A 13,216-nucleotide genomic window follows, 5' to 3' on the forward strand; every position below is an offset into this window, starting at 1 on the left:
CGCTGCGAGCAATCGCAGCGGCCTTTTTACTTCCTGACGGAATCTTAAACCCGTACTACCGTGTGGCCTACGCACATCAGGCCAGCCTCTTCCACCAGACGGTCCACCAGGCCCTCGCCGCAGCGCGACAGAAACCATACCCCGCCCAGCACTCGCTCCTGCGGATGCCCGTCCGGAAATAGTTGCAGCACCAGGGCGTCAGCGTGCTTGCGCAGACTAGCCTCCTTCTGAACCTCGAAGGTCGCCGCCATCCTCCGCAGCCGGTTCATCTGGTAGCGCATCTTGTTGCCGGAGATCGTGGCCGACCGTCCCAAACTCGCGTCCATCGCCCCCAGGTACTCGGTCAGCGCAGTCAGCTCCGCATCCATCGCATTGCCCACCGCCGCCAGCTTGCGCTTGCCTTCGATCGGCATAGCCCGAGCGCCCAGCCGCTGCGCCAGCGCCTCCGCCGTCTTCGCGGTAAAGAGATCGCTCAGAGTTATCTCGTGCCGGTCCATCACGGCGGCAATCGCAGGCTCGATCAGGGTAGCCGAGAAGCGCGGCAGAACCGGCGTCACCCTCCCCAGGATCGCCCGGTAAACCACCTCGCTCTGCGCGAAGTAGGCGATCTCCGCCGGGCCGCCGATATATGCGGCCACCGGCAGAATCGTGTCCTGAAAGACCGGCCGCAGCAGCGCATTGGGGCTTACCCGGTCGGGCGTCTTCTCCAAAATTTCAAGCAACTCGGCCGTCGTGTAAGCCCGCCCACCGGCCTTCCACCCGCCGTCCGCCGTCCGCCGCAGCGCCTGCCGCTCACGCGTCTCCTCGTGCAGCAGGAACAGCAGCGAGTGCCCCGCCGCCACCAGCACCTGCGCGTGATACCCGTCCGCTTCCAGCTCCTTCGTCCGCGCCAGCAAAGCCTGTTCCAACTCCGCCGCCTGCTCGATGGCAAAACGCAGCGTGGACTGGCCCAACCCGTGAAACTCCGCCCCGGCAGCGTCCATTACGATCAACCCGTGCTCGGCGAAGAGTGTCGCCATGAACCGCGCAAACGCCCCGCCCAGCGTACTCTCCGGCGTATAACAGGCCCGCAGCAGCTCGCTGACGGGAGCCCAGCCCAACAGCTCGCTCGCCTGGTCCAGAGCCTGCTCCAGATTGGCCCCGCCCAGCGACAACCCACCCACCGGCACCGGAGCAGAGCTCAGCCCTAGCCGTATCGTCTCTAAAGTGTTCTTTCCCGGCAGCGAGACCTGATCGACCTCTTCGAGATCGTGGTCCTCGGTCGCCAGCCAGAAGACCGGCACATGCTCCACTCCGGTTCGCGCCGAAGCTTCCTTAGCCCGCGCCACGGCGGTAGCAGCCTTCAGCAGAGTCAGCAGCGGCCCGCCAAAGAGCCCCACCTGCTGGCCCGTGACCACCGCCCGCGCCCCTCCGCGCAGCTTCTCAATATTTTCGAGCGCCCTGGCTCCGGCGCCGAACTCCCGGCTCTGCCGCGCCAACGCATCGGCCACCGCGTCGGGGTCCTTCACCGCCACCGGCCGCCCCATCCATCCGCCCGTCATCGGCTCCGATCCAAACCATAGCCGTACGCTCGCGTCGGCCGGGGCATTCGCCATCGCCAGATAATCCGCATAGAGCCTGGAGATATGCGGAAGTACGGTCATCGGGTAACACTGTTCGCTCATCAATCCAATCCTGATTCCCCGCCAGCTGGCACATGGGAATGCTGCGCTTTCTATCCTACGGGACAAACCTCTGGGGAGTCCTGACAGTGGTTGGATGCGGTACTCCCCACCGCCGACGCAGAATGATACCGTAGCCCCATGCCCAAGCTGATAAAGAAGCCCACAAAGCAGCCTGCCCAGAAACGCGGCAGGAAGCCCGCCGCCACCCCAACCGCCGTCGCCCCGGTCAAAAAAACCAGCCGCACCAAGGCCGTTGTCCTCTCCTCGAAGGTCTCCTTCCGGGGCAATGTTTTCAACGTCACCACCGACACGGTCACCGAGCCCGGCGGCGTCACCAGCACCCGCGACGTCATCCGCCACAACGGCTCGGTCGTCATCCTGGCCGTGGACGCCAGCGTCAATCCCAAAGACCCGACTATCCTCATCGAGCGCCAGTACCGCCACGCCGCAGGCCAGTTCCTCTACGAGCTGCCCGCAGGCCGCATCGAGCCCAACGAGACCCCACTTGCCGCCGCCAAGCGCGAGCTGATCGAAGAGACCGGCTTCCGCGCCAGGAAGTGGTCGAAGCTGGTCCGCTACTACGCCAGCCCCGGTTTTCTGGCCGAGACCATGCAGGTCTTTCTGGCCGAGAATATCCGCCCCGGCGTAGCCCAGCCCGAAGAGGACGAGAAGATCACGCTCCACCACATCCCTCTCTCGGAGCTGCTGTCCCAGATCCAGTCCGGCAAGATCCTCGACGGCAAAACGATCCTCTCAGTGCAGCTCTTTGCTACGCAATATTTTGCATAATGGACTAAAGTTGGCGCCCCGGCGATTGGCCTGACGGCAACCTACCTCCCCGCTGGCATCGCATGGCGCTTTAAGCGAGAAATACAGCCTATTTCACGCATAATTGATCCACGATCCCCACCATAAATTTATTTGGGAATGACCTCCTTCCGTCGCCTATGTGACGGAAGGAAGAGTCGTTTCTTGGTGAAATAAGTTTCCGGGGTTTACGTAAAAACCTTTTTCTCCATTTTGACGTCACAAGTCTTTAATTCTGCATTCGTAGCTAGAGCAACAGAAGGATGGAAAGGGGCCGAACGTGGCACAATACAAGGGTCAGGTAAAGTGGTTCAACAATGCAAAGGGATACGGATTTCTGGGGCGCGAAGATGGCCCGGATGTATTCGTTCACTACAGTTCCATTCAGCTCGACGGCTACAAGAGCCTGAAAGAAGGCGATGAGGTTGAGTTCGATGTCATTCAGGGAACGAAGGGGCCGCAGGCAGACCAAGTCACTCGCCTGAAAGAAGCACTTTGATCCCAAGCACCTTTCGGTGCTGGAGCAGGGAGAGCCTTGACTGACTGCCTGAAGCAACTCCTCTAAACTGCGTCAGTTCTCTCAGCCTTCATTGAGATAATTTTCGATCCATAAGACGAGCGGCCCGGTTCTGCCACCGGCCGCTCGTTTGCATCTTCCGGCAAGCCGTATCCTGATAGGCATGGACAACATCACGCTGGCGCGCCTGCTCGACGAAACCGCCGCCCTTCTTGAGATCGACGGAGCCGATCCCTTCCGTATCCGCTCCTACCGGCGCGCCGCCGAGGCGGTCGAGCAGCAAACCACGCAGCTCGCCACGCTGGCCGCTCCCGACTCCGACCCCAAGCTGCTGCTCGCCATCCCCGGCATCGGCAAGGGCATGGCCGCCAACATCCGCGATCTGGTGGCCACGGGCACGATGCCCCTGCGCGAAGAGCTGCTGACCAAGTACAAGCCCACCATGCTGGAGCTGCTGCGCCTGCCCGGCATGGGTCCGAAGACGGTCGCGCTGGTCTGGTCCGCGCTCGGCGTCGCCGACATCGACGCGCTCGAGGCCGCCGCGAAGGACGGCCACCTGAACACGCTGCCGCGCATGGGCGAGAAGTTCACCACCAAGCTCCTCAAGGGTATCGAGGACTACCGCAAGAACTCCTCTCGCTTCCGCATCGACCACGCCAAAGAGTTCGCCGACCGCATCATCAAGCTCATCCTCGAGTTCCCCGGCATCGAGACCGTGACTCCCGCCGGAAGCCTGCGCCGTGGCCGCGAGACCGTCGGCGACCTCGACCTGCTGGCCACGGGACTGGCCTGCGAGCCGAACGTTGTAGCCGCCGCAGTCGAGCATGTGGCCACGCTGCCGCTCATCGACAAGCTGATGGCACGCGGGCAGAACAAGGTCACCTTCACGCTACGCAACAACTTGCAAGTAGATGTGCGCCTGCTCCCCCGCGTCAGCTACGGAGCCGCGTTGCAGTACTTCACCGGCTCGAAGATGCACAACGTCGCCCTGCGCCAGCGGGCGATCAAGCGCGGCCTCACGCTCAGCGAGTACGCCCTGCTGCGTCTCGAAGACAACAAGATCATCGCCTCCGAAACAGAAGAGGCGATCTACAACGCGCTCGACCTCGACTACATCGCACCGGAGCTGCGCGAGAATAGCGGCGAGATCGAAGCCGCAGCCGCGCACACGCTGCCCAAGCTCATCACGCTGGCCGACATCCGCGGCGATCTGCACATGCATACCAACGAGACCGACGGCACCGCGACTATCCGCGAGATGGCCGAGGCCGCACTGGCGCGGGGGCTGCGCTACATCGCCATCACCGACCACTCCAAGAACCTGGCCATGACCAACGGCATGGACGACACCCGCGCTCTGGCCCATGCGCTGCGCGTGCGTCAGGTAAACGAGGAGATGGAGGGCAAGATCCATCTCTTCAGCGGCATCGAGGTCGATATCCTCGGCGAGGGCGAGCTTGATCTCGAAGACGAAACGCTGGCGCAGCTCGACATCGTCGTCGCCAGCGTCCACAGCAAGTTCGATCAGCCTGCCGACATAATGACAGCCCGTATCCTGCGAGCTTTGGAGAACCCCTACGTGCGCATCCTCGGCCATCCTACGGGCCGCAAGGTGCTCCAGCGCGATGCCTACGCCCTCGATATCGACGCAGTCCTGAAGCGTGCCGCAGAGCTTGGCGTTGCAGTGGAGCACAACGCCGCACCCGCGCGCGCCGACCTCAAGGACAATCACCTGCGTCTGGCCAAAGAGCTGGGCTGCAAGATCGTCGTCGATACCGACGCCCACTCCATCGGCGATCTCGACAACATGGGCTTCGGCATCACGCAGCTTCGCCGCGCCTGGCTGAGCGCGGCTGACGTGCTCAACACCCTGCCCACGGCGAAGGAGTTTCTCGCCGCGCTACGTCCACGAGACTAAGCGGAGCTACACTTTCCTCATGCTCGCTCGTTGCTTCGTGTTGTTTGCCCTCGGCTCCATCGGGTTCGCCCAGACCACAACGCTTCCCAAGACACCCGGAGCAACAACCTCCACCACCAACCCATCGGCACAGGCACAAAACACAGCAGCCGTGCCACCCGCGACGCCCACACGCGCCGAGATACTGCGCGGTGCGTACGGGCCGTTCCGCGCCAACAACGATCTACTTTATTACCACTTAGACGTGCGCGTCGATCCGGTAGCCAAGACCATTGCGGGCAAGAACTCTGTGCGCTTCAAGATGCTCTCGAATGCCACGCGTATCCAGATCGACCTGACCGAGACCCTCACCGTCGATAAGATCGTGATGGGCACAACCGAGCTGCACTACACACGCGATGCTGGCGCGGTCTTCATCGACTTTCCCGAGACCCTGCACACAGGCCAGACCTACACCATCGACTTCTTCTACTCCGGCAAACCCGTCGCCAAGGGACGCTTCGGCGGCATGGTCTTCGACCACGACAGCACCGGTAGGCCGTGGATCAACACCGCCTGCGAGGACGACGGCTCGAGCATCTGGTGGCCCTCCAAGGACCAGTGGCGCGACGAGCCGCAGGAGGGCATGGATATCTCGGTCGCGGTGCCCAACGGCCTCACCGACGTCTCGAACGGCCGCTTCCTCAGCAAGCAGGATCTCGGCGACGGCTACACGCAGTGGAACTGGCGCGTCCACTACCCCATCAACAGCTACGACGTCGCGCTGAACATCGGAGCCTACGAGCACTTCTCCGACACCTACAAAGCAAACACCCCGCTAACACTGGACTTCTACGCTCTGCCCGAAGACCTCGACAAGGCCAAGACGCAGTTCGCGCAGGCCAAGGGGATGCTGGACGCCTTCACACACTACTTCGGTCCATACCCGTTTTACCAAGATGGTTACAAATTGATCGAAGTCCCCTACGCGGGCATGGAGCACCAGTCCGCCGTGGCCTACGGGAACCACTTCGCCAACGGCTACCTGAACCGCGACTGGACGGGAGTGGGCATCTCGCCGCGCTTCGACTTCATCATCATCCACGAGAGCGGCCACGAGTGGTTCGGCAACGCGGTCACGGCGGCGGACCGCGCGGATATGTGGATACACGAGGGCTGGACGACGTACCTCGAAAGCCTCTACGTGGAGTTCCACTACGGCAAGCCGGACGCGCTGAAGTACCTCGGCGGGCTGGTGCCGAAGGTGCGTAACCGCACCCCCATCATCACCGAGCCGGGCACGAACCAGGAGCCTCCGCAGGACCAGTACTTCAAGGCCGCGCTGATGATCGCCACCCTGCGCAGCGTCGTGGACAACGACCCACGCTGGTTTACCCTGATCCACGACTTCTACCAGCACTTCAAGTACCAGACCACCACAACCGAAGCCGTCGTCGCATGGTGGAACGCCTCGCTTAAGCAGGACATGACACCCTTCTTCAACCAGTACCTGCGCCGCACCACGATCCCGACGCTGGAGCTAAACTTCGACGAAGCCCAAGGGATCGTGATGTATAAGTGGCAGGCCGAGGAGCCAGGGTTTGCGATGCCGGTAAAAGTTGGATCGGAGGGCCACTGGCAGACGATCCACCCCACGCGGGAGTGGCAGTGGATGAAGACGGGCCTCTCGAAAGAGCAGTTTAGCGTGGCGACGGAGCTGTTCTTCGTCAACGTGAGCAAGACCTAGCCGGAGGCTGCGCTAAACTAAGGTGTGTCCTTGTCCGCAGCAACAACGACCGCAGCTTCAAACCCGGCTGGCGTCTCCGCTTCCGCGGCCGCCCCGTCGCTGCTGTCGGACTACGCCACCCTGTTCAAGTTCCGCGTCTCGACGATGGTGCTCATCACCGCCGCCGCCGGTCTGTACCTGGGCGACCTGCAATCGGGCATCAGCCCCTTCCACGCCGGGTCGCTGTCAGCGCTCATCGGAATCGCAATCGTCACCTGCGGCTCCTCCGCGCTGAACCAGGTGCTGGAGCGCCGCTCGGACGCGCGCATGGTGCGCACCGCCGGCCGCCCCATGGTGACGGGCCGGATCGGCCTGGCGCACGGACTGCTGCTGGGCTTCGCGGCGGTCTTTCTCGGCTCGCTCTGGCTGGCCTACGACACCAACCTGCTGACCGGCACCCTGACCCTGCTGACCGCGACCAGCTACGTCGCCATCTACACGCCGCTGAAGCGCATCTCCACCCTGAACACCTTCATCGGGGCGTTTCCCGGCGCGCTGCCGCCGCTCATCGGCTGGACGGCAGCTCGGGGAATGATCGAGTGGCCCGGCGTGGCGCTCTTCGCGGTGCTCTTCGTCTGGCAGTTCCCCCACTTCATGGCCATCGGCTGGATGTACCGGGACGATTATCGGCACGGCGGCATCCGCCTGGCGGCGACACAGCAGCCGCTCTCCTGGGCAGCCCGGTCGACCGTCTTTCAGGCTCTGTTTTACGCGGTTCTGATGCTGCCGGTCTCGCTGTGGACGACGTGGCTGGGCGTCACCGGAATCCCCTACGCCATCGCGGCCACGGTGCTGGGACTGGTCTATCTGGCCTATACCGTGCGATTCGCCCGCATCCTGCGCGATCCCAGCGATCCCGGCACCAGGACGGATGCTCGCAATCTGCTGAAGGCCTCGGTGATCTACCTGCCGCTTCTGCTGGCGGCAATGATCCTGAACGCACGCGGACGCGTCTGGTTCTGAAAGCACTTCACGCGAAGCGTCGAGTACCGCACGAAGTGCTTCGGCAAGAGACCCGGAAATCTGCGAAACTAGAGTTGCAACCGTTCATGCCAAGCGAACCCTCCATCTCGTACCGAACCCCGCTCAGCGCCGTCGCCGGAATCATCGCCGTGAGCGCCGCCGCATCCGCCTTCCTCTTCTGGCTGGTCTACTTCCACCAGCCCGCAGACGTATCCGGCACTCATCTGCTCTTTCTGCCCGCTCTGAACGCCGTTCTGAACACCCTCTGCACCATCGCGCTGCTGGTCGGCCTGCGCCACATCCGTCAGCACGCTATCACCAAGCACCGCAACGCAATGTTCGCGGCCTTCTTCTTCTCCTCCCTCTTTCTGGTCTCGTACATCGCCAACCACGCCCTGCACGGCGACGCCCACTTCCACGGCCAGGGCATCATCCGCCCGTTCTACTTCGCGCTGCTGATCTCGCATATCTTCCTCTCGGTCGTCGCCCTGCCGATGATCCTGATTACTTTTTTCCTCTCTCTGACAGGCCGGATTCCGCTCCATCGGAAGATCGCTCGTTACACCTTTCCGATCTGGCTCTACGTCTCGGTCACCGGCGTGATCGTGTACGCGATGCTGGCGGCTTACCGGTAAATCTGCACGCGAAGGAACCTGTTGTCTTTTTCTATGCGCCCCGATACTCGCAAACTGTTGACGACCGGTCTGGGCATCTTCTCGACCGGAGCGATCGCCGCCGCGCTGATGCTGACCGTGTTCGGTGGCGTCTCGCGCCAGGGGCCGCATACCAACTCCGGCTGGCTGGCCCTGATGGTGGCCATGGGCTGCCTGCCGACGGGCGTGCTGACGCTGGCCCTGGCTCTGGCCAAAGTGATAGGCGACCTGCGACGCTAGGCTGGCGCTAAACCGGCTCCCACAGCCTCGATTCTGCTATTCTCAAGTTTTCAAACGGAGCAAACGTCATGGCAAAAGGCATCAACAAAGTTCTCCTCCTCGGCAACGTCGGCAAAGATCCCGAGATCCGCTCCACCGCCGGCGGCATGACGGTGGCCTCGTTCTCTCTCGCCACCGCCGAGCGTGCGCGCGACGCCCAGGGCAACTGGTCCGACAAGACCGAGTGGCACAACATCGTCTGCTTCCAGCGGACGGCCGAGGTCGTACGCGACTACGTGAAGAAGGGGACGCAGCTCTTCATCGAGGGCAAGATCCAGACGCGCTCGTGGGATGACAAGACCAGCGGCGAGAAGAAGTACAAGACCGAGATCCTGTGCAATGAGCTGACGTTGCTGGGCGGTCGTGGCGCCGAGGGCGGCAGCACCAGCACGGGCTCCTACTCCGGTGCCTCCACTCGCAGCAGCGCCTCCAGCTCGACGAGCTACGACCAGCGCCAGCCCGCCACCACTCCCGACTACGGCGACTCCGGCATAACCGACGACGACATCCCCTTTTAGTTCTCACCCTTGCTAACTAACGAACCGCCTCCTCATGGGGCGGTTCGTTTTTATGTCTCTGGAAATTCCCCACTCGAGCCAAACTCCCCAACCAACCCGCCCCCGGCTAAACTAGAAGCATGATTGACGAAGCCGAGTTCCGCCGCGAGTCCGACCGAGCCCTTGAGTCGTTGAAGCAGTCCCTGATCGAAGCCGAAGAGGACGGCGGTTTCGAGGCCGAAGATAATAACGGCGTGTTAAATGTTGTATTTGAGGACGGCTCCACCAAGTTCGTCTTTACCCCGAACACACCCGTCCGTCAGGTCTGGATCTCTGCCCGCACCTCCAGCTTCAAGCTGGAATGGAACGCCGAGGCCGCGGCTTTTACGCTGCCTAAGACGGGCGAGACCCTGAAAGCCCTGACCCAGCGTCTGCTGCAGGAACACCTGGGCGACAGCTCGATCATCCTCTCCTAAGCCCGTAGCGGCCACGTCGACAGAGAAAAGTTTCGGGCAAAAGTGCGTCTTCGCCCTTAGAATGATGGCAATCGCTCCCTCTTCCGCGCGGGCGCACGCTTGCCGCGCACCAATCGCCACTCCGGAACCGACGTACCCTCTGGACCGACAAGGCTGCCCCCGCCACCTCGGACCGGGCAAAGGACTGTCTAAGATGACCATGCTCTCTGTCGCGATCATCACCCTGAACGAGGAACACAATCTGGCGCGCACCCTGGCCAGCGTGAGCTTCGCCGATGAGATCGTAATCGTCGATTCGAACTCGACGGATCGCACGGTCGAGATCGCCGAATCGTTCGGGGCCAAAGTCTTTCAACAGCCGTGGATGGGCTTCGCCGCGCAGAAGAACTTCGCTATCGAGAAGTGTTCGGGTACCTGGGTACTCTCGCTCGACGCCGACGAGGAGCTTTCGCCCGAGCTGCAGCGGCAGATCCGCACGCTGCTGCCCAGCAACCCACCGGCGGACGCCTACTTCATCAATCGCCGCAACCTCTTCCTCAACCGCTGGATCAAGCACGGCGGCTACTACCCCGACCCCAAGCTGCGGCTCTTCCGCCGCTCCGCCGCCAACTTCGAGCCGCGTTTCGCGCCGCGCCCCGTCCACGAGACGATGGTCTTCGACGGCGAATCGGCCTCGCTGGACTACGACCTGATCCACCACGCCTACCCCACGCTCGAGAGCTACCTGGAGCACATGGACCGCTACTCGACGCTGGGCGCACAACTGCTCGTCAACGAGAAGAAGACCAGCGGCCCGGTGCTCGCGTTCTACTGGTACATCATGATCGTTCCTCACCTCACGTTTTTCTGGAACTACCTTGTGAGGCTGGGTTTTCTGGACGGGCGCGAGGGTCTGCTGCTGCACCTGTACCACTCGGCCTACGTAAGCTGGAAGTACGCGAAGGCGTGGGCCACCACGCACAAGACCGGCCAGACGGCCTCGTCCCCTGAGCCAAACGCATAATAACTCTGTCCTGCCGGACGGGTCTCCTACGCGGAAGGCGGGCGTTTATAAGCCTTTTTAGAGCTTCGCGTGGTCCTCCCGTTGGTCGGAAATAAGCAATGTTCGCAGCCGACCAACGGGAGGCCCTCAAAAGATCCCTCACCCATACCGCCCCGAGAACCGCACGAGTGCTGTGCTACAACAAAATATGCGCGTATCTCTGCTTCCCTTCCTTCTCGCTGCCTCCGCGGCCCTGCCCGCACAGACCCCGAAGCCCGACGCCGCCCTCCCAACCATCTCCGCCAAGACCGCCACGATGAAGCACATGCCCGGCCTGCTGCCGCTCGACTGGGACGCCCGCTCCGGCAAGCTCTACCTCGAAATCCCCCATCTCGACGCCTCCGGCCGCTCCGAGGAGCTCCTCTACACCAACTCCCTGCCCAGCGGCACCGGCTCCAACGACCTCGGCCTCGACCGCGGCCAGACCTCTCCCGGCCGCATCGTGCGCTTCGAGCGCACCGGCCCCAAGGTCCTTCTGGTCGAGCCGAACGAGATGTTCCGCACCTCGTCCACCGACCCCGCCGAGGTCCTCTCCGTCACCCAGTCCTTCCCTGAATCGGTGCTGGCAGGCTTCAAGGTCGAAGCCGAAGACCCCACCGGAGCCGTACTGGTCGACGCCACCGACCTCTTCCTCCGCGACGTCCACAACGTAGCCGAGTCCCTGACCCAGAACCAGCAGGGAGCCTACAAGGTCGATCCCGCCCGCTCCACCATCTCGCTCGAGAGCACCAAAGCCTTCCCCAAAAACACCGAGGTCGAAGCCGTCCTGACCTTCGCCACCGACGGCCTCGCCCGTGGCCGCTACGTCCGCGACGTCACCCCCGACCCGCACGCCATGACCGTGCATGAGCACCAGAGCTTCCTCGAGCTGCCCGGCCCCGGCTTCACGCCGCGCCGCTTCGATCCCCGCGCCGGGTACTTCGCCTCCAACTACCGCGACTACTCCGCCCCGCTCAGCGGCGACCTGAACCAGCAGTTCATCGTCCGCCACCGCCTCATCAAAAAAGACCCCGCCTGCCGCACCGCCTGCGAGGCCGAGGCCCCCATCCAGTACTACGTCGATCGCGGCGCGCCCGAGCCGATCCGCACCGCGCTGGTCGAGGGCGCACGCTGGTGGGACCAGGCCTTCCAGGCCGCCGGCTGGGCACCCGGTACCTTCCGCGTCGATCCCCTCCCCGCCGACGCCGACCCCATGGACATCCGCTACAACATGATCCAGTGGGTCCACCGCTACACCCGCGGCTGGAGCTACGGAGCCGCCGTCTCCGACCCGCGCACCGGCGAGATCATCAAGGGCAACGTGACCCTGGGCAGCCTGCGCGGACGCCAGGACTACCTCATCGCCGAGTCGCTGCTCTCCCCCTACGGCACCGGCAAGACGATCACGCCCGAGAACGACCCCATGCTGTCGATGGTGCTGCAACGCATCCGCCAACTGGCCGCGCATGAGACCGGCCACACCCTCGGCCTCGCGCACAACTTCGCCGCCAGCTCCTTCCCCCACACGCCCGCCGAGTCGGTCTCGGTCATGGACTACCCGCACCCGTGGATCACGCTCGACAAGAACGGCGTGCCCGACCTCTCGCACGCCTACGCGGTCAACATCGGCCAGTGGGACAAGGTCGCCATCGACTACGGCTACCGCCAGTTCCCCGCCCGTGTCGACGAAAAGGCCGAGCTGAACAAGATCCTCACCGACTCAGCCAAAACCGGCATCATCTTCATCACCGACGAGGACTCCCGCCCCTTCGGCGGCGCTCACCCGCACTCGCACCTGTGGGACAACGGAGCGGACCCCGCCGAGGAGCTGACGCGCATCGAGGGCATCCGCGCGGCGGCGCTGGCCCGCTTCGGCGAGAACGCCATCAAGCCCGGCAAGCCCCTGGCGCAGCTTGAGGACACGCTGGTCCCCCTCTACCTGCTGCACCGCTACCAGGCCGAGGCCGCCACTAAGGAGATCGGCGGCCTCGACTACCGCTACAGCGTGCGCGGCGACGGCCAGAAGCTACCCGAGATCGTAAGCCCGGCCGACCAGAAGAAGGCTCTGGCCGCTGTCCTGACGACACTCCAACCCAGCTTCCTGACCCTGCCCGAGCCGCTGCTGAAGATGCTGCCTCCCCGCCCACCGGGCCTGCGCAAGACGCAGGAGTCCTTCCCCTCCGAGACCGACCTGACCTTCGATCCCATCGCCGCAGCCGAGTCCGCAGCCGACCTCACCCTGACCGTGTTGCTCGATCCCGCACGCGCCTCGCGGCTGGTCCAGTACCACGCCCGCGAGCCGGAGCAGCCCACGCTCTCGGGCGTTCTCGAGTCCATCTCAAAGACCGTCTCCGAGCGGCCCGACGGCCTCGCCTCCGAGGTCGAGCGCGCCGTCGAGTTCCGCGCACTCGAAGCGATGCTTTCTCTCGCCGTCAACCCGGCAACCTCCAGCCAGGCCCGCGCCGTCACCCGCGCCTACATCGCGACGCTCTATGAAACCTACTCAAAGAGCGCACCGGACAGCGCCGAAGCAGCCCACCGCGCAGCCATGGCCAACCGGATCGAGCAGTTCCGGCAGGACCCGGCGAAGTTCGTCCCGGCCAAGCCCATCGAGGCCCCACCCGGAATGCCCATCGGCGACGACGAAGTGATGTAA

General features: G+C 63.6%; 12 protein-coding genes. 11 read left to right on the forward strand and 1 reads right to left on the reverse strand.

The annotated features are described in order from the left end of the window. Positions 1-44: 44 nt before the first annotated feature. Complete coding sequence (gene bshC / locus FTO74_RS14190; RefSeq protein ID WP_162538729.1) at positions 45-1,664, reverse strand: bacillithiol biosynthesis cysteine-adding enzyme BshC; 1,620 nt, start codon at positions 1,662-1,664, stop codon at positions 45-47. A gap of 138 nt (positions 1,665-1,802) precedes the next feature. Between bshC and FTO74_RS14195 the strand changes: the two genes are divergently transcribed. The 11 genes from FTO74_RS14195 (at position 1,803) to FTO74_RS14245 (ending at position 13,216) form a co-directional block, all read left to right on the forward strand. Then, on the forward strand, positions 1,803-2,453 hold the full coding sequence (locus tag FTO74_RS14195) for an NUDIX hydrolase (protein ID WP_162538730.1): 651 nt from the start codon (positions 1,803-1,805) through the stop codon (positions 2,451-2,453). Positions 2,454-2,751: 298 nt separating this feature from the next. Continuing rightward, positions 2,752-2,970: a cold shock domain-containing protein gene (locus FTO74_RS14200; RefSeq protein WP_162538731.1), complete on the forward strand. Its 219-nt coding sequence runs from the start codon at positions 2,752-2,754 to the stop codon at positions 2,968-2,970. Positions 2,971-3,151: 181 nt separating this feature from the next. Beyond that, the gene (polX, locus tag FTO74_RS14205; RefSeq protein ID WP_162538732.1) at positions 3,152-4,906 is read left to right on the forward strand and encodes a DNA polymerase/3'-5' exonuclease PolX; all 1,755 of its coding nucleotides are present in this window, start codon (positions 3,152-3,154) and stop codon (positions 4,904-4,906) included. A gap of 19 nt (positions 4,907-4,925) precedes the next feature. Continuing rightward, the gene (locus tag FTO74_RS14210; RefSeq protein WP_162538733.1) at positions 4,926-6,632 is read left to right on the forward strand and encodes a M1 family metallopeptidase; all 1,707 of its coding nucleotides are present in this window, start codon (positions 4,926-4,928) and stop codon (positions 6,630-6,632) included. Between the two features lie 30 nt (positions 6,633-6,662). After that, positions 6,663-7,634, forward strand: a complete 972-nt coding sequence (gene cyoE / locus FTO74_RS14215; RefSeq protein ID WP_255462286.1) for a heme o synthase — start codon at positions 6,663-6,665, stop codon at positions 7,632-7,634. Positions 7,635-7,720: 86 nt separating this feature from the next. Continuing rightward, positions 7,721-8,269 carry a DUF420 domain-containing protein gene (locus FTO74_RS14220; protein ID WP_162538735.1) on the forward strand — a complete coding sequence of 183 codons (549 nt, stop codon included), beginning with the start codon at positions 7,721-7,723 and terminating at the stop codon, positions 8,267-8,269. A gap of 21 nt (positions 8,270-8,290) precedes the next feature. Beyond that, positions 8,291-8,527 (forward strand): hypothetical protein, encoded by a 237-nt coding sequence (locus FTO74_RS14225; protein WP_255462287.1) that lies wholly within the window; start codon positions 8,291-8,293, stop codon positions 8,525-8,527. A gap of 68 nt (positions 8,528-8,595) precedes the next feature. Beyond that, entirely contained in the window at positions 8,596-9,084 is a 489-nt protein-coding gene (gene ssb, locus FTO74_RS14230; RefSeq protein ID WP_162538736.1) for a single-stranded DNA-binding protein, read from the forward strand. A gap of 119 nt (positions 9,085-9,203) precedes the next feature. Continuing rightward, on the forward strand, positions 9,204-9,539 hold the full coding sequence (cyaY, locus tag FTO74_RS14235; RefSeq protein WP_162538737.1) for an iron donor protein CyaY: 336 nt from the start codon (positions 9,204-9,206) through the stop codon (positions 9,537-9,539). A 193-nt stretch (positions 9,540-9,732) separates the two neighbouring features. Beyond that, entirely contained in the window at positions 9,733-10,542 is an 810-nt protein-coding gene (locus FTO74_RS14240; RefSeq protein WP_162538738.1) for a glycosyltransferase family 2 protein, read from the forward strand. A gap of 187 nt (positions 10,543-10,729) precedes the next feature. Continuing rightward, the gene (locus FTO74_RS14245) at positions 10,730-13,216 is read left to right on the forward strand and encodes a zinc-dependent metalloprotease (protein ID WP_162538739.1); all 2,487 of its coding nucleotides are present in this window, start codon (positions 10,730-10,732) and stop codon (positions 13,214-13,216) included.

The organism is Granulicella sp. WH15 (assembly GCF_009914315.1).
Classification (GTDB): Bacteria; Acidobacteriota; Terriglobia; order Terriglobales; family Acidobacteriaceae; genus Edaphobacter.